Annotated in this window: 20 protein-coding genes; 10 read left to right on the top strand and 10 right to left on the bottom strand. The window is 69.2% G+C overall.

Annotated features, from left to right (window positions below):
* The first annotated feature begins 4 nt into the window (after window positions 1–4).
* The 5 genes from A5757_RS10070 to A5757_RS10090 are packed head-to-tail and all read left to right on the top strand — an operon-like array spanning window position 5 to window position 5,165.
* Window positions 5–907, top strand: a complete 903-nt coding sequence (locus A5757_RS10070; RefSeq protein ID WP_066832709.1) for a TIGR01777 family oxidoreductase — start codon at window positions 5–7, stop codon at window positions 905–907.
* 17 nt (window positions 908–924) lie between these two features.
* Window positions 925–1,617, top strand: a complete 693-nt coding sequence (gene lipB, locus A5757_RS10075; RefSeq protein WP_066832711.1) for a lipoyl(octanoyl) transferase LipB — start codon at window positions 925–927, stop codon at window positions 1,615–1,617.
* Window positions 1,617–2,564 (top strand): lipoyl synthase, encoded by a 948-nt coding sequence (lipA, locus tag A5757_RS10080; RefSeq protein WP_066832714.1) that lies wholly within the window; start codon window positions 1,617–1,619, stop codon window positions 2,562–2,564. Before lipB ends, lipA begins: the two co-directional genes overlap by 1 nt.
* Window positions 2,565–2,569: 5 nt before the next feature.
* Window positions 2,570–3,334 (top strand): DUF4191 domain-containing protein, encoded by a 765-nt coding sequence (locus tag A5757_RS10085; protein ID WP_066832717.1) that lies wholly within the window; start codon window positions 2,570–2,572, stop codon window positions 3,332–3,334.
* Window positions 3,335–3,344: 10 nt separating this feature from the next.
* Window positions 3,345–5,165 carry an amidohydrolase gene (locus A5757_RS10090; RefSeq protein ID WP_082929395.1) on the top strand — a complete coding sequence of 607 codons (1,821 nt, stop codon included), beginning with the start codon at window positions 3,345–3,347 and terminating at the stop codon, window positions 5,163–5,165.
* Window positions 5,166–5,223: 58 nt separating this feature from the next.
* On the opposite strand, the gene A5757_RS10095 is transcribed toward A5757_RS10090, so the two are convergent.
* Window positions 5,224–5,706: an RDD family protein gene (locus A5757_RS10095; RefSeq protein WP_066832948.1), complete on the bottom strand. Its 483-nt coding sequence runs from the start codon at window positions 5,704–5,706 to the stop codon at window positions 5,224–5,226.
* A gap of 145 nt (window positions 5,707–5,851) precedes the next feature.
* Here A5757_RS10095 and glnA (A5757_RS10100) point away from each other — a divergent pair, with 145 nt between their 5' ends.
* The 3 genes from glnA (A5757_RS10100) to A5757_RS10110 all read left to right on the top strand — a co-directional run bounded on the left by glnA (A5757_RS10100) (window position 5,852) and on the right by A5757_RS10110 (window position 8,357).
* Window positions 5,852–7,288 (top strand): type I glutamate--ammonia ligase, encoded by a 1,437-nt coding sequence (gene glnA, locus A5757_RS10100; RefSeq protein WP_066832719.1) that lies wholly within the window; start codon window positions 5,852–5,854, stop codon window positions 7,286–7,288.
* A 65-nt stretch (window positions 7,289–7,353) separates the two neighbouring features.
* Entirely contained in the window at window positions 7,354–7,785 is a 432-nt protein-coding gene (gene dtd, locus A5757_RS10105; RefSeq protein WP_066832952.1) for a D-aminoacyl-tRNA deacylase, read from the top strand.
* 32 nt (window positions 7,786–7,817) lie between these two features.
* A complete protein-coding gene (locus tag A5757_RS10110) occupies window positions 7,818–8,357 on the top strand; it encodes a DoxX family protein (RefSeq protein ID WP_066832723.1) in 540 nt (179 codons plus the stop codon).
* Here A5757_RS10110 and A5757_RS10115 read toward each other — a convergent pair.
* From A5757_RS10115 to A5757_RS10150, 8 genes are read right to left on the bottom strand one after another with little or no spacing between them, the layout of a single operon-like run.
* Window positions 8,354–9,214, bottom strand: a complete 861-nt coding sequence (locus A5757_RS10115) for a TIGR03619 family F420-dependent LLM class oxidoreductase (protein WP_066832726.1) — start codon at window positions 9,212–9,214, stop codon at window positions 8,354–8,356. The genes A5757_RS10110 and A5757_RS10115 overlap by 4 nt on opposite strands.
* Window positions 9,211–9,840, bottom strand: coding sequence for a PaaI family thioesterase (locus tag A5757_RS10120; protein WP_066832728.1), 630 nt, complete (start codon window positions 9,838–9,840; stop codon window positions 9,211–9,213). Before A5757_RS10120 ends, A5757_RS10115 begins: the two co-directional genes overlap by 4 nt.
* 10 nt (window positions 9,841–9,850) lie before the next feature.
* Window positions 9,851–12,826: a bifunctional [glutamine synthetase] adenylyltransferase/[glutamine synthetase]-adenylyl-L-tyrosine phosphorylase gene (locus A5757_RS10125; RefSeq protein WP_066832731.1), complete on the bottom strand. Its 2,976-nt coding sequence runs from the start codon at window positions 12,824–12,826 to the stop codon at window positions 9,851–9,853.
* A 27-nt stretch (window positions 12,827–12,853) separates the two neighbouring features.
* Window positions 12,854–14,194 (bottom strand): type I glutamate--ammonia ligase, encoded by a 1,341-nt coding sequence (glnA, locus tag A5757_RS10130; RefSeq protein ID WP_066832734.1) that lies wholly within the window; start codon window positions 14,192–14,194, stop codon window positions 12,854–12,856.
* A gap of 58 nt (window positions 14,195–14,252) precedes the next feature.
* The gene (locus A5757_RS10135) at window positions 14,253–15,785 is read right to left on the bottom strand and encodes an alpha/beta hydrolase (RefSeq protein WP_066832738.1); all 1,533 of its coding nucleotides are present in this window, start codon (window positions 15,783–15,785) and stop codon (window positions 14,253–14,255) included.
* 59 nt (window positions 15,786–15,844) lie between these two features.
* Complete coding sequence (locus tag A5757_RS10140) at window positions 15,845–16,297, bottom strand: GNAT family N-acetyltransferase (RefSeq protein WP_066832741.1); 453 nt, start codon at window positions 16,295–16,297, stop codon at window positions 15,845–15,847.
* Window positions 16,285–17,829, bottom strand: a complete 1,545-nt coding sequence (locus A5757_RS10145; RefSeq protein WP_197497308.1) for an alpha/beta hydrolase — start codon at window positions 17,827–17,829, stop codon at window positions 16,285–16,287. The genes A5757_RS10140 and A5757_RS10145 overlap by 13 nt, the downstream gene beginning before the upstream one ends.
* Before the next feature lie 57 nt (window positions 17,830–17,886).
* On the bottom strand, window positions 17,887–19,278 hold the full coding sequence (locus A5757_RS10150; RefSeq protein WP_066832747.1) for a wax ester/triacylglycerol synthase family O-acyltransferase: 1,392 nt from the start codon (window positions 19,276–19,278) through the stop codon (window positions 17,887–17,889).
* A gap of 155 nt (window positions 19,279–19,433) precedes the next feature.
* Here A5757_RS10150 and panB point away from each other — a divergent pair, with 155 nt between their 5' ends.
* Entirely contained in the window at window positions 19,434–20,282 is an 849-nt protein-coding gene (gene panB / locus A5757_RS10155; protein ID WP_066832749.1) for a 3-methyl-2-oxobutanoate hydroxymethyltransferase, read from the top strand.
* Here panB and A5757_RS10160 read toward each other — a convergent pair.
* Complete coding sequence (locus tag A5757_RS10160) at window positions 20,279–21,058, bottom strand: enoyl-CoA hydratase/isomerase family protein (protein WP_066832751.1); 780 nt, start codon at window positions 21,056–21,058, stop codon at window positions 20,279–20,281. The two genes, panB and A5757_RS10160, sit on opposite strands and share 4 nt — an antisense overlap.
* A gap of 62 nt (window positions 21,059–21,120) precedes the next feature.
* On the opposite strand from A5757_RS10160, the gene A5757_RS10165 reads away from it, so the two are divergent.
* A complete protein-coding gene (locus A5757_RS10165) occupies window positions 21,121–22,626 on the top strand; it encodes a CYTH and CHAD domain-containing protein (RefSeq protein WP_066832754.1) in 1,506 nt (501 codons plus the stop codon).
* Window positions 22,627–22,630: the final 4 nt, after the last annotated feature.

The following is a 22,630-nucleotide window of genomic DNA, read 5'->3' on the forward strand; positions in this document are numbered from 1 at the left end:
ACCAGTGGCCACCGTCGCGGTCGCTGGTTCCTCGGGGCTGATCGGCTCGGCACTGGTGTACGGCCTGCGGGCCACCGACCATCGGGTCATCCGCATCGTGCGTCGTGCCCCGTCGAACGCCGACGAGCTGTTCTGGAACCCCGATACGGGTGAATTCGACGCCGGCGCGCTGTCCGACGTGGACGCCGTGGTGAATCTGTGCGGCGTCAACATCGGGGAGCGTCGGTGGTCGGGGGCGTTCAAACAGAGCCTGCGTGACAGCCGCATCGCACCCACCGAGGTGTTGGCCGCCGCCGTCGTCGACGCCGGCGTCCCCACCTTCGTCAACGCCAGCGCGGTCGGCTACTACGGCGACACCCGCAACCGCATCACCGACGAGACCGCACCGGCGGGATCCGGTTTCCTGGCCCGGTTGTGTGTGGACTGGGAGGCAGCGACGGGGGTTGCCGCAGCCGACGGCGCGCGGGTGGTGCTGCTGCGTTCGGGGCTGGTGCTGGGCCCGGCGGGCGGTCTGCTGGCGCGGGTACGGCCGCTGTTCGCGCTCGGCCTGGGCGCGCGGCTGGGCAACGGCCGCCAGTACATGCCGTGGATCAGCCTGGTCGACGAGGTGCGGGCGATCCTGTTCGCGATCGAGCACGACGACGTATCGGGCCCGGTGAACCTGACCGGTCCGGCGCCGGTGACCAACGCCGAGTTCACCGCGGCGCTCGGGCGGTCGTTGCACCGGCCGGCGCCGCTGATGGTCCCGGGGTTCGCGCTGCGCACGGTGCTGGGTGAGTTCGCCAATGAGGGCCTGCTCGGCGGGCAGCGCGCCATCCCGGCCGCGCTGGAGCGAGCGGGATTCGCCTTCGAACACAACACCGTCGGGGAGGCATTGGCCTACGCCACCGGCCCGAAGGAGCACTGACGAGTACCGTGCCTGGCATGGAGGTCTCGATCCGGTCGTCGACCGCACCGGTGGACGTGCGCAGGCTCGGCACCGTCGACTATCTGCAGGCCTGGGAGCTCCAGCGGGACGTCGCCGCGGCCCGCGTGGCGGGCGGACCGGACACGCTGCTGCTGCTCGAGCATCCGCCGGTCTACACCGCGGGTAAACGCACCGAGGCCCACGAACGGCCGGTGGACGGAACACCGGTGGTCGACACCGACCGCGGCGGCAAGATCACCTGGCACGGCCCGGGCCAGCTGGTGGGTTATCCCATCGTCGGTCTGGTCGAACCCCTCGACGTGGTGAACTTCGTCCGCCGCATCGAGGAGGCCCTGATCGCGGTGTGCGCGCAGCTCGGGTTGGACGCCGGCCGGGTCGACGGCCGGTCGGGGGTGTGGCTCCCGGCTGAGCCGTCTTCGGGGGGTCTGCGGCCAGCACGCAAGATCGGCGCCATCGGGATCCGGGTGTCGCGCGGGGTGACGCTGCACGGCTTCGCGTTGAACTGCGACTGCGACCTGTCGGCGTTCTCGACGATCGTCCCGTGCGGTATCGCCGACGCCGGGGTGACGTCGCTGACCGCGGAACTCGGCCACCGCGTCACCGTCGCCGACGTCACCGACGCCGTGACCGAGCGGGTGTGCGATGCGCTCGACGGCCGGTTGGCAGTCTCCGGCGTAAGATCGACATAGTGACAGTCACGCCACCTGAGGGCCGCAAACTGCTGCGTCTCGAGGTCCGCAACGCCCAGACGCCCATCGAGCGCAAGCCGCCGTGGATCAAGACGCGGGCCAAGATGGGTCCGGAGTACAAAGAGCTCAAAGCGCTGGTCAAACGCGAGGGCCTGCACACGGTGTGTGAAGAGGCCGGGTGCCCCAACATCTTCGAATGCTGGGAGGACCGCGAGGCCACGTTCCTCATCGGCGGCGAACAGTGCACCCGCCGCTGCGACTTCTGCCAGATCGACACCGGCAAGCCCGCCGAACTCGACCGCGACGAACCGCGGAGGGTCGCCGAGAGCGTGCAGGCGATGGGTCTGCGGTATTCGACGGTCACCGGCGTCGCCCGCGACGACCTTCCCGACGGCGGGGCCTGGCTGTACGCCGAAACGGTGCGCGAGATCAAGCGCCTGAACCCGAACACCGGCGTCGAGCTGCTGATCCCCGATTTCAACGGCGACCCCGATCAGCTCGGAACCGTCTTCGCCTCCCGCCCGGAGGTGCTGGCCCACAACGTCGAGACCGTGCCGCGCATCTTCAAGCGGATCCGGCCGGCGTTCCGCTACGAGCGCAGCCTCGACGTGCTGACCGCCGCCCGCGACGACGGTCTGGTGACCAAGTCCAACCTGATCCTCGGCATGGGTGAGACCCCCGACGAGGTGCGGACCGCGCTGGTCGACCTGCACGAGGCCGGCTGCGACATCATCACCATCACGCAGTATCTGCGCCCGTCGCCCCGGCATCACCCCGTCGAACGCTGGGTCAGGCCCGAGGAGTTCGTGGAGTTCTCGGAGTACGCCGAGGGGCTCGGATTCGCCGGCGTGCTCGCCGGTCCGCTGGTGCGGTCGTCGTATCGCGCCGGACGCCTGTACGCGCAGGCAGCACGGCTGAAACCGGCCGCCACCCCACCCGTATCCTGAGCAGTATGGCGAAATCCCGGACTCCCGCCGGATCCAAGGCGAGCAAAGCCGCCAAGGCCGAGGCGAAGGCCGCCCGCAAGGCGGCCTCCAAGCAGCGGCGCAGTCAGCTGTGGCAGGCGTTCCAGATCCAGCGCAAAGAGGACAAGCGGCTGCTGCCGTACATGATCGGCGCCTTCGTGCTGATCGTGGGCATCTCGGTGGCGGTCGGCGTGCTGATCGGCGGCTTCACGATGTACACGCTGATCCCGCTCGGGGTGATCCTGGGCCTGCTGGTCGCGTTCATCGTGTTCGGCAGGCGGGCGCAGAAGTCGGTGTACCGCAAGGCCGAGGGTCAGACCGGCGCCGCCGCCTGGGCGCTGGAGAACCTGCGCGGCCGCTGGCGGGTCACGCCCGGCGTCGCCGCGACCGGCCATTTCGACGCCGTGCACCGGGTGATCGGCCGCCCCGGCGTGATCTTCGTCGGCGAGGGCTCCCCCGCCCGGGTGAAACCGCTGCTGGCGCAAGAGAAGAAGCGCACCGCGCGACTGATCGGTGACACCCCGATCTACGACGTCGTCGTGGGTAACGGCGAAGGCGAGGTGCCGCTGAGCAAGCTCGAGCGCCACCTGAACAAGCTGCCGGCCAACATCACCGTCAAACAGATGGACGCGCTGGAGTCGCGGCTCGTCGCGCTCGGCACCAAGGCCGGGCCGGCGGCGGCCATGCCGAAGGGGCCGCTGCCCGCGCAGGCCAAGATGCGGGGCGTGCAGCGCACCGTGCGGCGGCGCTGAGCGCCGCGGGATGTGCACAGCATGTGACTGGGCACCCCATTTCACTCGATTCGGACTGAACACCTCACGTCGCTCGGCGCTGCGCGCCGCAGCGCTCGTGGTGGTCGCGGCGACGACCGCGAGCGCGTGTTCGTCGGGCCCGGATCCCGCGCCCTCTGACGGTGGGCAGGGCAGCGGCGCGGACGACGACCGCGCGGACGTCGTGTTCCACAACGGCACGGTCTACACCGGCGCGGCCGACGCGTGGGCGCAGGCGGTGGCGGTCAAGGGTGAGCGCATCGCCTACGTCGGCGACGACGCGGGCGCGATGGCGCTGGCCGGATCCGCCACCCGGGTGATCGATCTCGGCGGCAAGCTGCTGATGCCCGGGTTCGTCGAAGGGCACACCCATCCATTCCTCGGGGCGTTCCTGACGTCCGGGGTGGATCTGCAGGTGCCCACGGGCGCCGACGCACTCGCCGCAATCGAGGCCTACGCCCAAGACCACCCCACCGGACCGATCCGCGGATTCGGTTGGCGCGTCGACATGTTCGGCCCCGATGGACCCACCCGCGGCGACCTCGACCGCATCCTGCCCGACCGCCCCGCGTTCTTCTTCGCCATCGACGGCCACAGCCTGTGGGCGAACAGCAAGGCCCTCGAGATGGCCGGCGTCACCCGCGACACCCCGGACCCCATCCCGGGGTTCAGCTACTACGCGCGCGACGAGAACGGCGAGCCCACCGGCTACGTGCTCGAGGTCAACGCAGTGCTCGGCCTGGTCGACGCCGTCGAGCCGATCTCGCCGGAGACGATCGGCACGCTCACCGAGGAATGGCTGCCCAAAGCCTCGGCGGCGGGGATCACGTCGCTCTTCGACGCCGGCGTGCCCCCGATCGGGGACGATCAGGCGGCGATCCTGCGGCTCTACACCGACGTCGAGCAGCGCGGGCTGCTCCCGTTCCGCGTGGTCGCCTCCTATTCGGTGCGCGGGATGCCGATCGAGGGCACGGTGGACCGGTTCAAGGCCGTCCGCGACGAGATCTCCAGCGATCTGGTGTCGGTCGACGTCGTGAAGATCGTCGGCGACGGCACCCAGGGCGGATACACCGCGTGGCTCATCGAGCCCTACGCCGACAAACCGGATTCGACGGGCGCCTCGCCATTCACCGAGGAGCAGTGGCACCGCCTGGTCGGTGACGTCGACGCCGCGGGTTACGACGTGCACATCCACGCCTGCGGTGAGCGCACCGCACGCGTCGGCCTGGATTCGATCGAGCGGGCGATCGCAGCCAACCCGCCGCGCGACCGGCGCCACGCGATCGCGCATCTGGTCTACGTCGAGGACAGCGACGCGCCCCGGTTCGCCGAACTCGGTGTGACGGCACAGTTCTCGGCCAACTGGATGTCGGCCGACCCGGACACGATCGAGAACATGGGCGCGCGCTACGGCGCCCCCCGTAAGGAACTGCTGTACCGGCCGCAGGCGGTGCTGAAGTCCGGCGGGCGTGTCTCGCTGGGCGCCGACTGGCCGGCCGCCGGATATTTCTCGACGTACAAACCGCTCGAGTCGATCCAGATCGGCGTGACCCGTCAGCTGGTCGGCGACCCCGGGGCCCCGGTGCTGGCTCCCGAGGACCAGCGGCTGACGGTCGAGGAGGCGGTGCACGCCAACACGCTCGGCGCGGCGTACCAGATCCGGCTCGACGACAAGGTCGGCTCACTGGAGGCGGGCAAGTTCGCGGACATGATCGTGCTCGACCGCAACATCTTCGAGATCGACCCGCACGAGATCCATGCGGCCACCATCTCGCTGACCATGATGAACGGCCAGGTCCGGCACGAGGCCTGATCATCTCCGCCGAACGTGAGCTCGTGCGCGAGTTTTCCCCCGAAAGTCGCGCACAACGTCACGTTCGGCGCACGACGGCGGTCTTGGTGGCCAGATCGTGCAGCCCGCGCAGATCGGCGTCGGTGAACAGCGCGGGGATCACCAGCGTGATCAGGAGGTTGCGCCCCAGCGCACGGCCGAGCCCGACGTGCATGCGGTCGTCCATGGACACGACGGCCAGCCCCAGCACGAACTGGCCGGGCGTGAAGGTGAACAACCGCACCGAGACGACGCCGATGACGAACCAGATCAGCAGGATCGCCGTCGACATCGTCGCCACCGAGATCACTCCGACCGCCGTCGCCAGCGCGGCCAGTCCGTAGGCGATCAGCCAGTCGATGATCATGGCGCCCACCCGTCGACCGAACCGGGCGATCGATCCCGGCCCCTCGGGGGGCAGCCCGAGTCGTTGACCCGGATATTCGTTCGGTGGTTGGCCCGGGCCGCCGGGTCCGCGATTCGATTCGGGACCGGACAGCCAGGACCCGATCGCGCGGGCCATACTGTCCAGGATAGGCGGGCCAGTGTCTGCGGCACCGTCGGCCGGTTCGCCATCGCCGTAACTTCCGCGCAACATGCGGTTGACGACCGTGCAACATCGTGTCCCTAGCGTCAACGCGCGGGTTACCAGTAAAGGAGACAACTCAGTGGCAGATAAGACGGCCGACGACATCATCAAGCTGATCAAGGACGAAGCGGTCGAGTACGTCGACATTCGGTTCTGCGATCTGCCCGGCGTCGTCCAGCACTTCTCGATCCCGGCGTCAGCGTTCGACGAGAGCGTGTTCGAAGACGGGCTCGCGTTCGACGGCTCGTCGGTCCGCGGCTTCCAGTCCATCCACGAGTCGGACATGATGCTGCTGCCGGACCCCGCGACCGCGCGCATCGACCCGTTCCGGCACGCGAAGACGCTCAACATGAACTTCTTCGTGCACGACCCCTTCACCCGGGAGGCGTACTCGCGCGACCCGCGCAACGTCGCCCGCAAGGCCGAGAACTACCTGACCAGCACCGGCATCGCCGACACCTGCTTCTTCGGTGCCGAGGCCGAGTTCTACATCTTCGACTCGGTCACCTTCGACTCCAAGATCAACGGCACCTCCTACGAGGTGGACTCGGTCTCGGGTTGGTGGAACACCAACGAACCGTTCGAGGCCGACGGCAGCCCCAACCTCGGCTACAAGGTCCGCCCCAAGGGTGGCTACTTCCCCGTCGCGCCGTACGACCACTACGTCGACCTGCGTGACGAGATGGCCACCAACCTGCAGAACGCCGGGTTCACCCTCGAGCGCGGCCACCACGAGGTGGGCACCGCCGGCCAGGCCGAGATCAACTACAAGTTCAACACGCTGCTGCACGCGGCCGACGATGTGCTGCTGTTCAAGTACATCATCAAGAACACGGCGTGGAAGAACGGCAAGACCGTCACCTTCATGCCCAAGCCGCTCTTCGGTGACAACGGTTCGGGTATGCACGCCCACCAGTCGCTGTGGAAGGACGGCCAGCCGCTGTTCCACGACGAGTCGGGCTACGCCGGTCTGTCGGATCTGGCCCGCCACTACATCGGCGGCATCCTGCACCACGCCCCGTCGCTGCTGGCGTTCACCAACCCGACGGTGAACTCCTACAAGCGTCTGGTTCCGGGTTACGAGGCCCCGATCAACCTGGTGTACAGCCAGCGCAACCGCTCTGCCTGCGTCCGTATCCCGATCACCGGCAACAACCCGAAGGCCAAGCGCCTCGAGTTCCGCTGCCCGGACAGCTCGGGTAACCCGTACCTGGCGTTCGCGGCGATGCTGATGGCCGGCATCGACGGCATCAAGCGCAAGATCGAGCCGCTGGCGCCGGTCGACAAGGACCTCTACGAGCTGCCGCCCGACGAGGCCGCCAACATCCCGCAGGCCCCGACCTCGCTCGCCGCGGTCATCGACCGTCTCGAGGAGGACCACGAGTACCTCACCGAGGGTGGGGTGTTCACCGAGGATCTGATCGAGACCTGGATCTCCTACAAGCGGGAGAACGAGATCATGCCGATCCAGATCCGTCCGCATCCGTACGAGTTCAGCCTGTACTACGACGTGTAACCAGCACTGAGCGCAGGGGCCGGGTGGTGTTCGCACCGCCCGGCCCTTTCGCTTGGATGGACCCCATGCGGGTTCTGGTGCAGCGGGTGTCCTCGGCGAGTGTGACGGTCGACGGCGAGGTGGTCGGTGCGATCGCACCCGCCCATCAGGGACTGCTGGCACTGGTGGGTGTCACGCACACCGACGATGCCGACGTCGCGGCCAAACTCGCCGAGAAGCTCTGGCGGCTGCGCATTCTCGACGGTGAGCGCTCGGCGCATGACGAGAACGCGCCCATCCTGGTGGTAAGCCAGTTCACGCTGTACGCCAACACCGAGAAGGGCCGCAGGCCGTCGTGGAATGCCGCAGCGCCCGGCGCCGTGGCCGAACCGCTGGTCGGTGCGTTGTGCGAGGCGCTGCGCGCACTGGGCGCCGAGGTACAGACCGGTGTCTTCGGGGCGCACATGACCGTGGAACTGGTCAACGACGGTCCGGTAACGGTGCTGCTCGAGCTGTGAACATCCTGGACACCGAAGCGTAAAGTCGGTCCATGGCGACCAACTTCGACGCGCGGCTCGCGAGCTACTCCTCCCCCATCCTGAGCATCTTCCGGATCGTCTTCGGTCTGGCGTTCACCCTGCACGGCACCATGAAAATGTTCGGTTGGCCGCTGGGCCAAGCGGTTCCGGTCGGCACCTGGCCGTACTGGTGGGCCGGGCTCATCGAACTCGTCACCGGCGTCCTCATCACGATCGGACTGTTCACCCGCATCGCGGCGTTCATCGCCTCGGGCGAGATGGCGGTGGCCTACCTCTGGCAGCACCTGCCCACCACCTTCTGGCCCTACGACCAGGGTATGGGCGGCAACGGCGGCGAGCCCGCGCTGCTGTACTGCTTCGGCTTCCTGGCGATCGCCGCACTCGGCGCCGGCAGCCTGTCGGTCGACGCCCGCCGGCGCGGCCGCACGCTCGCCGGCGGGGTGGGCGCCAATCGCGTCGTCACCGGGACGGCTGCCCCCGCGGGTTACGCGACGGGCCAGCCGGTTCGGCGAGGCGGGTTGTTGAGCCGGTTCCGCCGCCCGCGCTACTAGGCGTCCAACGCGAGGTCTTTGCGGAACCGTTTCATCCCGTCGATCTTCTCAGCGACGCTCGCATCGGCACCGGTGTAGAACATCCACGGCATCGTCAGGATGTGGGTGATCCCGGCCGCCTCCGCACGGTCGTAGTCGGCGCGGACCAGCGCGTCGCTGAGCGGGGTCAGAATCGTGAAGTCATCGAGCGGAAGACCTGCGGCAGCACGCATCTCACGCACCCGGGTGGCCTTCTCGATCGCCTCGTCGGTGGAGATCAGGTCCCCGATCCAGCCGTCGTTGCGGGCGGCGCGGCGCAGCGCGATATCCGACAGTCCGCCGGAGTAGACGGGGATGTGCGGCGGCGTCGGCTCCATCTCCAGGCGCGGGGTGGTGTAGAACTCGCCGTCGAATTCGGTCCAGCCCGGCTGCCACAGCGCGCGGAACAGCTCGATCATCTCGTCGGTGCGCTTACCCCGACGGTCGAACCGCTGACCCATCAGCGTGAATTCCTCTTCGCACCAGCCCACCCCGATGCCGAGTTCGACGCGTCCGCCGGTCAGATACGCCGCGGTGCCGATGGCCTTCGCCGCGGAATACGGGTCCCGCATCGCGGGGATGTAGACGGTGTTGACGAAGCGCAGCCGCGTGGTCACCTGCGCGAGGGTGCCGATCAGCACCCAGGGGTCGGGCCAGTGGGTGAACGGTTGCCAGCGCCGCTGGCCGTCGGGGGTGTAGGGGTACGGCGTGGCCAGCGTCTCCAGGTTCAACACATGGTCTGGGATGCCGACGCCGTCGTAGCCGAGTTCGTCTGCGGCGCGCGCGATCTCGACGGCCTCACGGGTCTCCAGGAACGCCAGGCTGATGTAGAACTTCATCCGGCGTCACGCGCCCATGCCGGCATGATGAAGACGCCGTCCGCCTCGGCGGTCACGCCGTCGGCGTCGCGCACCTCGCCGCGGGCGAACGTCTTGATGCCTTCCACGCGGTCGATCCACGCCTCGGCCCGCACCGGTCCGAGCGGGGTGCCGCGCAGGTAGCGCACCGTGATGGTGCCGGTGAACAGCGGCCGGGTCAGCCCCTCGCTGGCGGCCTCCCCCAAGATGTGGTCGAGCACCAGCGCGCAGATGCCGCCGTGCACGAGGCCGGGTGGCCCCTCGTAGGCGGCGCCGAGGGTGAACGAGCTGACCCACCGGCCGTCCGCGGTGCGTTCGATCGTCATCGGCGGGGCGATCGCATTGCCCAGTCCCACAGCGGGATTCGCCCATGCCAACGGCCGGCCGGTGGTGGCGTGCCGGACGGGTTCGGAAGAGTCACGCTGATTGCTTCGCAGCGTGTCGGTGACGGCCCGGATCGCCGCCTCGGCGTCGCGCAGCGTGGCGTCGTCGGCGCCGGTGCGGACGCCCGCGTCGACCAGCTCGCGGATCGCCTCGGTGAGTGGTTCGTGCACGGCGCGCAGCCGCTCGTATTCGTCATCACCGATCTCCCGGAACGGGACGGTCATGCGGTTCCAGTCACTCACCGAACACCTTTCGCACCACAGTCTTGGCCCGCCTCGTCACGCGCAGGTAGTTGTCGAGGAACTCGCCGCCGTCGTCATTGTGCCAGCCGGCGGCCACCGCGACCGCGTTGAGCTGGCGGCCCGGACCGGGCAGCTGGTCGGTCGGCTTGCCGCGCACCAGCACCAGCGCGTTGCGCGCCCGCGTCGCGGTCAGCCACGCCTGGCGCAGCAGGTCGATGTCGCCCTCCGCGATCAGTTCGGCCGCACCGATCGCGTTGAGCGCGTCCAACGTCGACGTGGTGTGCAGGGCAGGCACCTTCTCGGCGTAGCGCAGCTGAATCAGCTGCACCGTCCACTCGATATCGGCCAGACCGCCGCGGCCGAGCTTGGTGTGGGTGTTGGGATCGGCGCCGCGCGGAAGCCGTTCGGCGTCCACCCGGGCCTTGATGCGCCGGATCTCGCGCACCGCATCGGCCGACACCCCGCCCTTGGGATAGCGGGTCTTGTCGATCATCAGCAGGAACCGCTCGCCGAGGTCGAGATCGCCGGCCACGCGGTGGGCCCGCAGCAGCGCCTGCACCTCCCACGGCTGCGACCACTGCTTGTAATACGCCTCGTACGACGCCAGAGTGCGCACCAGGGCGCCGTTGCGGCCCTCAGGGCGCAGCCCGATGTCGACCTCCAGCGGCGGGTCGGCGCTCGGGGTGCCCAGCAGCGCGCGGACCCGTTCGGCGACGGTGATCGCCCACTTCACGGCGGCAGGTTCGTCTGCGCCGTTGCAGGGTTCGCAGACGAACATGACGTCGGCGTCAGAGCCGTACCCGAGTTCCTGGCCGCCGAGGCGGCCCATCCCGATCACCGCGATCCGCGCGGGCGGCCCGCCCTCCGGTGCGTTGGCGCGCATCACGGCGTCCAGCGCGGCCTGCAGCACCGCCACCCACAGCGCGGTCAGCGCCGCGCACACCTCGGTGACCGGCAGCATGTTGAGCAGATCGGCCGAGGCGATGCGGGCCAGCTCCCGGCGGCGCAGGGTCCGCGCAGCCGCGATCGCCCGCACCGGGTCGGCGTGCCGGCCCGCCGACGCCACCAATCCCCTGGCCATCGCGTCGGTTTCGGTCTCGAGCAATTTGGGGCAGGTGGGTCCGTCGGCGTAGAGCCGAATCACCTCGGGGGCCCGCATCAGCAGATTGGGCACGTACGCCGAGGTGCCGAGCACCTTCATCAGCCGTTTGGCCACCGCGCCCTCGTCGCGCAGCGTCGACAGGAACCAGCGCTCCTCCGCCAGTGTCTCGCTGATGCGCCGGTACGACAGCAGGCCGGCGTCCGGATCCGGTGTGTCGGACAGCCAGTCGAGCAGGGTCGGCAGCAGGACCCGCTGCACCCGCCCGCGCCGGCCGCCGTCTCCGGTCAGCGCCGCCAGATGGGTCAGCGCGCTCTGCGGGCCCTCGTAACCGAGGGCGGCGAGCTGACGCTCGGCGGCGGCGGTGCTCATCCCCGGTTCGATGCCCAGCGCCGGCTGACCCACCGATTCCAGCAGCGGTTGGTAGAACAGCTTGGCGTGCAGCCGCGACACCCGCAGGCTCTGGCGTTTCAGTTCCTCGCGCAGCACCCCCAAGGCGTCGTGCTGACCGTCGGGGCGCACATGAGCGGCGCGGGCCAGCCAGCGCATCGCCTCGTCGTCGTCGGATTCGGGCAGCATGTGGGTGCGCTTGAGCCGCTGCAACTGCAGCCGGTGCTCGAGCAGCCGCAGGAACTCGTACGACGCCGTGAGGTTCGCCGCGTCGTCGCGGCCCACATATCCGCCGGTGCCCAGCGCAGCCAACGCGTCGACCGTGGACGCGACGTGCAGGGATTCGTCGTTGCGGCCGTGCACCAGCTGCAGCAGTTGCACGGCGAACTCGACGTCACGCAGACCGCCGGTGCCGAGTTTGAGTTCCCGGGTGCGGACGCCGGCGGGCACGGTCTCCTCCACGCGCCGCCGCATCGCCTGCACCTCGGGCACGAAATCCTCACGCTCGCAGGCCGTCCACACCATCGGCATCAGCGCGTCGACGTACTGGCGGCCGAGTTCGGCGTCACCGGCCGCGGGGCGGGCCTTCATCAGGGCCTGGAACTCCCAGGTCTTGGCCCACCTCTGGTAGTAGGCGACGTGGGAGTCCAGGGTGCGCACCAGCTGACCGTGTTTACCCTCGGGCCGCAGCGCCGCGTCGACCTCGAAGAAGGCGTCGGCGGCAAAGCGCATCATCTCCCCCGCCACCCGGGTGGCGGTGCGCACGTCGGACTCAGCGGCCTCCCCCACCACATAGATGACGTCGACGTCGCTGACGTAGTTCAGTTCCCGCGCACCGCATTTGCCCATCGCGATCACCGCGATGCGGGGCCGGTCGCCGTCACCGCACACCGACCGCATCGCGATCTCGAGCGCACCGCTCAGCGCGGCGTCGGCCAGATCGGAGAGGTGCTCACCGACCGTGGGGAACGGCAGCACCGGCTCGTTCTCCACCGTCGGGGCGACGTCGAGCGCGGCGAGCACCAGCAGCCGGTCGCGGTAGTGGTCGCGCATCGGCGCCATGGCCTTGGTGCTGTCGGGTGCGGCGGCGGCCAGTTCGTCGAACGCGTTGCGCAGTTCCGCCGCCGACGGCAGTTCCACCTTGCCCGCCAGCAACCGCCAGCGGTCGGGGTGGGCGACCAGATGATCGCCCAACGCCAGCGATGAACCCAGCACGGCGAACAGCCGGCCGCGCAGCCCCTTGTCGGTCAGTAGCGCGGCGTTGAGTTCGTCCCAGCCGTCGCCGAGCGCTTCGGCCAGCCGCACCATGGTGTGCAGCGCGCTGTCGGCGTCGGGGGCGCGCGACAGCGACCACAGCAGCTCGACGTGCCGGTCGGTGTTCCAGCCCAGCTGCGCCAGATGCGCGGTCGCCTGCTTCTCGACCAGGCCGAGCCGGCCCGGGCTGGGCAGCTTGGAGCGTTCGGTCGACGGTCTGGTCACACCGCAAACGGTAGCGCGCGACGAGTCCTACAGAGACAGGTAGGTCTTGAGCTCGTAGGGGGTGACGTGGCTGCGGTAGGTCTCCCACTCCGTGCGCTTGTTGCGCAGGAAGTAGTCGAAGACGTGCTCCCCCAACGCCTCTGCGACGAGTTCGGAGTTCTCCATCTCACCGAGCGCGGCGCCGAGGCTGCCGGGCAGCTCCTTGTACCCCATGGCGCGCCGCTCTTCGGGAGTCAGGCTCCACACGTTGTCCTCGGCCTGCGGGCCCAGGACGTAGCCCTTCTCCACCCCGCGCAGACCCGCGGCCAACAGCACCGCGAACGTCAGATACGGGTTGCAGGCCGAGTCGGGGCTGCGCACCTCGATGCGGCGCGACGACGCCTTGCGCGGCGTGTACATCGGCACCCGCACCAGCGCCGACCGGTTGGCCGCACCCCAGGACGCGGCGGTCGGCGCCTCGCCACCGTGCACCAGCCGCTTGTACGAGTTCACCCACTGGTTGGTGACGGCGCTGATCTCGTTGGCGTGCTCGAGGATGCCGGCGATGAACGACTTCGCGACGTCGGAGAGCTGCAGCGGATCGTCCGGGCTGTGGAAGGCGTTGGTGTCGCCCTCGAACAGGCTCATGTGGGTGTGCATGGCCGAGCCGGGATGTTCGGCGAACGGCTTGGGCATGAACGACGCCCGCACCCCGTCGGCGAGCGCGACCTCCTTGACCACATAGCGGAAGGTCATGACGTTGTCGGCCATCGACAGCGCGTCGGCGTAGCGCAGGTCGATCTCCTGCTGGCCGGGTGCGCCCTCGTGGTGGCTGAACTCCACCGAGATGCCCATCTGTTCGAGGGCGTCGATGGCGTGGCGGCGGAAGTTGGGCGCCGAATCGTGCACGGCCTGGTCGAAGTAGCCGCCGTTGTCCGCGGGCACCGGCGGGGTGCCGTCATTGGCGGTCGGCTTGAGCAGGAAGAACTCGATCTCGGGGTGGACATAGCAGGAAAACCCCAGATCCGAGGCCCTGGCCAGCTGGCGACGCAGCACGTGCCGCGAGTCGGCCCAGGACGGCGAGCCGTCGGGCATGGTGATGTCGCAGAACATCCGGGCCGAATGGTGCTTCTTCGAGTCGTCGACCCAGGGCAGCACCTGGAAGGTCGACGGATCCGGCCGGGCGACCATGTCGGCTTCCGACACCCGGGCGAAGCCCTCGATCGCGGAGCCGTCGAAGCCGATGCCCTCCTCGAAGGCGCCCTCGAGCTCGGCGGGGGCGATGGCCACCGACTTGAGGTATCCGAGGACGTCCGTGAACCACAGCCGGACGAAGCGGATGTCGCGTTCTTCCAGCGTGCGCAGCACGAATTCCTTCTGGCGATCCATGACCGCGAGCGTAGGTTCCGGCTGTTAATTCTGTGTTACGGCGCTGCTAGGTCGACGATCAACTTCGGCATTCGAGACCGTTGGGCGGCACGACGCCGTTGACGAGGAAACGCACCACGGCGGTGTCGACGCAGGCGTCGCCGTTGAACACCACGGTGTGCTGCTTGCCCTCGAACGTGATCAGCGAGGCGCCCAGCTGCTTGGCCAGCGCCACCCCTGCCGCATACGGCGTCGCCGGATCCCCGGTGGTCGACACCACGACCACCTTGCCGGGGCCCGGGCTGGTGGCCGGAGCCGGAGTCGACGTCGCGGGCACCGGCCACAGCGCGCACACGTCGCGCGGGGCGAATCCGGTGAACTGGCCGTAGGAGAAGAACGGCGCGACCTCGCGCACACGCCGGTCCGCGGCGGCGTAGACGGCCGGGTCGGTGGGGAACGGCGTGTCGACGCAGCGGATCGCGGTGAAGGCGTCCTGGGCGTTGGAGTACCGCCCGTCGGTGGTGCGGCCCTGGTACTCGTCGGCCAGGGTCAGCAGGTCACCCGGGTCGGTGCCGCGTTGCAGGCCGAGCAGACCGCTGGTGAGGTACGGCCAATACCGGGCGCTGTACAGGGCATTGCCGGTACCGGTGATGGCGTCCTGGTACCCCAGACCGCGCGGATCGGACGTCGCCGCCGGGCGCGTGGCCAGCGGATCGACCAGCTGGTGGAAGCGGTTGTTGAACTGGGCGGGGTCGGTGCCCAACGGGCAGCCCGCGGATTCCGCGCAGTCGGCGGCATAGGCCTCGAACGCCTTCTGGAATCCGGCCTGCTGCGAGATGTTCTTCGCGATCGGGTCGGCGCTGGGGTCGACCGCGCCGTCGAGGACCATCGCCCGCACCCGCTCCGGGTACCGCCCGGCGTAGGCGGCACCGAGCTGGGTGCCGTAGGAGAAGCCGAGGTAGCTGATCTGGTTCTCCCCCAGTGCGCTCCGCACGACATCCATGTCCCGCGCCGCGGACGCGGTGCCGACGTTGGCCAGGAAGTCCAGCCCCATCCGGTCGGCGCACTGCTGGGCGAGTCTGCGGTAGATGCCCTCGATGTGGGCGACGCCGGCCGGGCTGTAGTCGGCGAGCGGTTCACGGCGGTAGGCGTCGAACTCGGCGTCGGTGCGGCAGCGCAGCTGCGGGGTGGAGTGCCCGACGCCCCGCGGGTCGAAGCCGACCAGATCGAAGCGGCGCCCGATCTCGGTGTCGGCCAGTGCGGCGCCCATACCGGCGACGGTGTCCACGGCCGAGGCGCCGGGACCGCCGGGGTTGACCATCAGCACGCCGATGCGGTCGCCGGAGGCGGGCACCCGGATGACGGCCAGTTGCGCCTGCGGACCGTCGGGCTGCGCGTAGTCCACCGGCACCGAGACCGTGCCGCACTGTGCGGTCGGGACCGCCGTGGGGCTGGTCTGTGCGCAGGATCCCCACACCGGGGGTTGGCCGTAGGACTGCACGGCCTCCCCTTCGGGGGACGCCGTCGCCGGCACGGCGGTCATGCCGGCGAGAAGGACCGACGCCAACGCAGCCGCCAGCGTCCGCCGGCCTCCCCACCACATGGCGATCATGGTCGCACGGTTGCCACGCCAGGGTGTGCCCACGACGGCAAACGGTGACCGGGCTGTGATCAGGGTTCCAGCTCGTAGCTGAGCCAGGTGGACTTCTCGGCGCCGAGGGTGTCGTAAAGCCGTTGTGCCGCTTGGTTGTCCGGCGCGGTCTCCCACGCCAGCCGCGCGACGCCACGCTCCCGGCACAGCTGCCGGCAGCGCTCGATGAGCGCGCGTCCGACGCCGCCGCCCCGGGTGCTGGGCGCGACGTAGAGGTCGTTGAGCACGCCCACCCGGGCGGCGTGCAGTGTCTGCCACGTCCAGTAGATCGTGGCGAACCCCACGGGTGTTTCCGTGTCGTCGCGCGCGATCAGCTGCACCCCCTCCTCGGGGTGTTCGAGCAGCGCGACCGAGAGCGCCCGCAACGCCTCGTCGGTCGGGTCGACGCGGTAGAAGTCGCAGTAGGCCCGCAGCAGAGGTGCCAGGTCGTCGAGGTCTGCTGCGGTGACCGCGGCGATCGTCAGTTGGTGCACCGGGTGTCCGGTGGCGGCACCGAGAGATCGATCAGGTATTTGGCGGCGATGTCGTCGACGCAACTGTTGCCCTGGAAGGCGACGGTGTGCTGGGTGCCCTCCATGGTCAGCAGTGTGCCGCCGAGCTGACGGGCCAGGTCGACGCCGGCCTGGTACGGCGTGGCCGGGTCGTTGGTCGTCGAGATCACCAACAGCGGCGGCAGACCCTGCACCGAGATCTCGTGCGGTTCGCTCGACGGCGGCAGCGGCCAGAAGGCACAGGTGCTCATCGGCGCGTTGCCGGTGAACTCGCCGTAGCTCATGAAAGGCGCCACCTCGCGCAGCTTGCGGTCCTGTTCGACGACCTGGGCCCGATCGGTGATCCGGGGCCGGTCCATGCAGTTGACGGCGACGCGTACGTCGGTCGAGTTGTTGTAGTGGCCCTGGGCGTCGCGGCGCATGTAGAGGTCGGCCAACGACAGCATGCCGTCGCCCCGGCCGGCCTGGAGCTGGGTCAGCCCCTGGGTGAGGTAGCGCCACAGGCTCGGCGAGTAGAGCGTCTGGATGGTGCCGACGATCGCGTCGCTGTAGCTCAGCCCGCGCGGATCGTTCGTGGCCGCGGGCTTCTGCACGAGCGGGTCGACGAGGCTCTTGTAGACCTCGACGGCCTTGGCCGGATCGGTGCCCAGCGGGCAGGACGGATCCTTGGCGCAGTCGACGGCATAGTCGTTGAAGGCGGTCTGGAACGCCGTGGCCTGCCGGATGTCGGCCTCCAGCGGATCGGCGTTCGGGTCGATCGCGCCGTCGAGGATCATCGCGCGGACCTTGTCCGGGAAGGTCTCGGCATAGGTGGCGCCGATGCGCGTGCCGTAGGAGTAACCGAGGTAGGTCAGCTTCTCGTCGCCGACCGCGGCGCGGATGGCGTCGAGATCTTTGGCGACGCTGACGGTGCCGACGTTGGCGAGGAATTCCTCACCCGATTTGTCGAAGCAGCGCTGCACGAAGGCCTTGAGCTCACCCTCGATGCGCTCGACCCCTTCGGGCGAGTAGTCGACCATCGGATCGGCGCGCTGCCGGTCGTTGTCGGCGTCGGAGTTGCACCACACGGCCGGACTCGACGAGGCGACGCCGCGGGGGTCGAAACCGACGAGGTCGAAACGCTCGCGGACGGAGCCCGGGATGCTCGGCAGCATCGAGACCGCCGACTGGACACCGGATTCGCCCGGCCCGCCGGGGTTGATGATGAGCGACCCGATCTTGTCGCCGGTGGCCTTGAAGCGGATCAACGCGAGCCGGGCCACCTCGCCGTCGGGGTTGTCGTAGTTGACCGGTACGGACAGCAGACCGCATTCCGCGTCGCCGGGGATGCGCACCGCGTCCGACGGTGCCGAGGCCTCGCACGGTCCCCAGGACACCGGGGTGCCGGGCCGGGGTACGCCGACGGTGGCCTCTCCGTCGGTGGACTTACTGCAGCCCGAAGCGAGCAGCAGCCCGATCGCGGCTGCCACAACGACCTTGCGACGGCCGTTGCGACTGCCGTTCCGAAGCTTCATGGCAACACATGCTGCCATGAACGGCGATCTTGGCCGGTGAGGGCGGCTGTCGGACCGCTAGTCGACGGCGGCGAGCAACTCGTCCAGCGCGGGACCGAAGTCGTCGGCGAGCCCCCAGAGGTCGGGCAGCAACTCCGGACACGACACGATGCCGACGTCGAGCTTGCCGTTGAGCGACATCACCGTGATGTTGAGCCCGGCTCCGTGGAACACCGGACCGATCGGGTACATCGCCTTGACCTCGCTGCCCATGTAATACAGCGGCATCTGCGGACCCGGCACGTTGGAGATCACCAGGTTGAGCACCGGCCGCGCGCCGGACAGCCGGCTCGCGGCGTAGACCCGCATCGCGGTGCCGAACACCGCGGGCGCGGCGAACTGCGTCCAGTCCTGCAGCAGGGTCGCGCCGATGGCCGAACTATGCTGTTTGGCAACCGAATTCGCCCCGGCGATGGCCTTGATGCGTTCCACCGGGTCGGCGATGTGGGTTTCGAGCCGGGAGAACATGCCCGACACCTGGTTGCGCCCGGGCCGGTCGGACTTGTCGTGCACCGACACCGGCACCATGCCGATCAGAGGGCTCTCGGGCAGTTCGCCGCGGTCGAGCAGGAACTTGCGCAGCACACCGGACACCAGCGCCATCACGACGTCGTTGACCTTCACGCCGAAGTGGTTCTTGACCGTCTTGATGTCCTCGAGGTCGAGCTGCGCCCAGGCGATGTTGCGGTGGCCGGTCACGTTGGCGTTCCACGCGGTCTTCGGCGCGGCGAACGGTGCGGCCATCGACGATCCCGCACGCACCCGCTTCACGGTGTCCACGACGGTGTTGAGGGTGCTTGGCACCGCGTTGACGAACTTCAGCGGCCGGGTGGCGTATTTGACCGCACCGCTCAGCGCGATCTCGACCTGGTTGCCGCCGCCGACACCCTCGACCGGTTCGGGTGCGGGCGAGTCGGGTTCGGTGCTGCACAGCTTCGACATCAGGCTCGCGCCGGTGACGCCGTCGACGGCCGCGTGGTGCACCTTGGTGAGCACGGCGACCCGGCCGCCCTCGCGGGGGTCGACGCCGTCGATGCCCTCGATGATCCACTTCTCCCACAGCGGCCGGCTGCGGTCGAGCGGTTGGGAGGCGATGTGGCCGTAGATCTCCGAGAGCTCCTCGCGGCCGCCCGGAACGGGGACAGCGATGCGGTGGACGTGGCGTTCGATGTCGAAGTCGTCATCGTCGACCCACACCGGATGGTCGGGGTTGAAGCGGGAGTCGGCGAGTTTCTCGCGGAATTCGGGCATCGCTGCGATGCGCTCGGCGAGCGCATCCCGCAGTTTGGCGAAGGTGTAACCGCCGGGCATGGTCGTGGTGTCGAGTTCGAGGATCGAGCAGACGTGCAGCAGCTGCTGGGGCGTTTCGAGGTACAGGAAGCTGGCGTCGAGGCCGCTGAGCCGTTGCATCTTTCCAGCGTAGGGGCGGATCGGCGCGGTGTGAGGAAATCCACTTAACACGACGTTCACCTGCCCGGACCGAAGTGGCAGACTGGGCCACGTCAGACGAACCCGGGGACCCGATTGTGGCCTCGAGGATCACCCGACCATCGCAAGGGACAACGATGTCTGAACAAGCCGTCTACGGCGCTGCGCAGGATTCGTCCACCGAAAAGCCCCGCATCAAGGTGCGCACCACCCACTTGCAGAAGTGGAAGGCCGAAGGCCACAAATGGGCGATGCTGACCGCCTACGACTTCTCCACCGCCCGCGTCTTCGACGACGCCGGCATCCCCGTCCTGCTGGTCGGCGATTCGGCGGCCAACGTCGTCTACGGCTACGACACGACGGTGCCGGTGACGATCGACGAGCTCATCCCGCTGGTCCGGGGGGTGGTGCGCGGAGCACCGCACGCCCTGGTGGTCGCCGACCTGCCGTTCGGCAGCTACGAGGAAGGTCCTCGGCTCGCCCTTTCAACGGCCACGCGGTTCCTCAAGGAGACCGGTGCGCACGCGGTGAAGCTCGAGGGCGGTGAGCGCGTCGCCGAGCAGATCGCGACGCTGAGCGCCGCGGGTATCCCGGTGATGGCCCACATCGGCTTCACCCCGCAGAGCGTCAACGGCCTGGGCGGGTTCAAGGTGCAGGGCCGCGGCGACGCGGCCGATCAGACCATCGCCGACGCCATCGCGGTCCAGGAGGCCGGCGCCTTCTCCGTGGTGATGGAGATGGTGCCCGCCGAACTGGCCACCCAGATCACCGGCAAGCTGACCATCCCCACCATCGGCATCGGCGCCGGCCCCAGCTGCGACGCCCAGGTGCTGGTGTGGCAGGACATGGCCGGTATGACCGCGGGCCGGACCGCCAGGTTCGTCAAGCGTTTCGGCGCCGTCGGCGACGAATTGCGCCGCGCGGCAACGCAATACGCCGACGAGGTGGCGGCCGGAGCGTTCCCGGCCGAGGAGCACTCCTTCTAGGAGTACTCGGCCCGGCGCTTGCCGAGGAACGCGTCGACACCCTCGTGGCCGTCGGCGGAATCGGCTTGACGGGCGATGGCACGACCCTCGAGTTCCATCTGTTCCTCGAGACTGTTCTTCAGCGACGCCAACAGCAGCGCCTTGACCGTGCCCTGGGAACCCCTTGAGCCGCCTGCCATCTGATCGGCGAGTTGCGTGGCCCGGTCGGCGAGTGCGTCGTCGGGGACCACCTCGGTGACCAGATTCCAGTCGTAGGCGTCGGCCGCCGACAGCGTGCGGTTGGTGAACATCAACTCCTGGGCACGGCGCATGCCGACCAGCCGCGGCAGGTGGTAGGAGGAGCTGCCGTCCGGGCTCAGCCCGACCCGGGTGTAGGCCATCGTGAACGAGGCGGATTCGGCGGCGAGCACCAGATCGCCCGCGATCGCCAGGCTGAAGCCGGCGCCGGCGGCGGCGCCGTTGACGGCGGTGACGAGGACGGCGTCCATGCGGGCGAAGGTCGAGATGGCGCGGTGCAGATCGTCGGCGACGCCCTTGATGAAGCGGCCCCGGCTGGGTGCGGTGGCGAAGGCCTTCAGATCGCCTCCCGCGCAGAAGAACCGACCGGACCCGGTGAGCACGACGGCCTTGGTCGCGGCGGTGTCGCAGCGGGCGGCGGCGTCGGCCAGTTCGGCGGTCATGGTGTCGTTCATGCCGTTGGCGGCGTCCGGGCGGTTGAGGGTGATCCGGGCGACGGATCCCGACTGATCGAACGCGATGGTTTGGTATTCGCTCACACCGGGACTGTAGCGATGCTCGTCGACCGTGGTCGTTCACCTTCGTGTGGCACGCTTGCCGCATGTCTGGCAAGAAGACGAAGCCCGCCCGTTACGCCGAGGTCGAGCGCAAATTCGAGGTGGTGGATGCGACCGTATCGCCGTCCTTCGAAGGGCTTTCGGCGGTGTCGTCGGTCGAGCGGCGGCCGGTCGAGCACCTCGACGCCGTCTACTACGACACACCGGGCCACGATCTGGCCGCCCACCGGATCACGCTGCGCCGGCGCACCGGCGGAACGGACGCGGGCTGGCACCTGAAGCTGCCGGCAGGTCCGGACGCGCGTACCGAGGTGCGGGCTCCGCTCGGTGACGGCGACACGGACGTGCCCGACGAACTCCGCGACATCGTGCTCGCGATCGTCCGGGACCGGCCGCTGGCACCAGTGGCGAGGATCAGCACCGAGCGCACGATCGACATGCTGCACGACGCGAACGGCGATCCCGTCGCCGAATTCTGCGATGACCGGGTGACGGCGTCGGCCGGTGACGACGGTCCCGAACAGCAGTGGCGCGAATGGGAGCTGGAGCTGACCGAGCACGCGCAGCACACGCCGGAATTGCTCGACCGGTTGGCCAACCGACTCCTGGATGCGGGTGCGGGTCCCGCCGGACACGGCTCGAAGCTGGCCCGGGTGCTCGACACCGGCAGCGGTGGTGACGAGGAGGTCTCCACCCGCAAGGACGATCCGGTGCACCGCGCGGTCGCCGAATTGGTCGACGATCTGGTGGCCTGGGACCGCGCGGTGCGTGACGACGTCGAGGACTCGGTGCATCAGATGCGGGTCACGACGCGCAAGATCCGCAGCCTGCTGCAGGCCTCGGAGTCCGCGTTCGGCATCTCCGACGACGCGTGGGTGCTCGACGAGTTGCGTCAGCTGGCGGGATTGCTCGGGGTGGCGCGCGACGCCGAAGTGCTCGCGGAGAAGTACGAGAAGGCGCTGGACTCCCTGCCGTCCGAATTGGTGCGGGGCCCGGTGCGGGAACGGCTGGTCGACGGCGCGCGGCGGCGCTATGAGGCGGGCCGGCGCCGGTCGCTGGTGGCGATGCGCTCGCAGCGGTACTTCCGGCTGCTCGACGCCCTCGACGGTCTGGTGAGTGCGAATCCGGCCGCTGCGACGGACGGCTCCGCAGCGGAGCCGGTCACGATCGACCGCTCGTACAAGCGCATCCGCAAGGCGGCCAAGAAGGCGGGGCAGGCGACGGGCCACGAGCGCGACGAGTCGCTGCACAAGATCCGCAAGCGCGCCAAACAGCTGCGCTACACCGCCGCGGCCACGGGTTCGGCCAAGGTGTCGGACAAGGCCAAGGCCGTCCAGTCGCTGCTCGGCGACCATCAGGACAGCGTGGTCAGCCGCACCCACCTCAGCGAGCAGGCCGCCGCGGCCCATACCGCCGGCGAGGACACCTTCACCTACGGGGTGCTGTACCGCCTCGAGGACGAGATCGCCCAGAGCGCCGAGGAAGAGCTCGACGACGTGATGAGCTCTCTCCACAAGGCGGTGCGCAAGGCCGGCAAGAAGGGGAAGTGACGGG

This window comes from Mycobacterium sp. 852013-51886_SCH5428379 (genome assembly GCF_001665575.1).
GTDB lineage: Bacteria > Actinomycetota > Actinomycetes > Mycobacteriales > Mycobacteriaceae > Mycobacterium.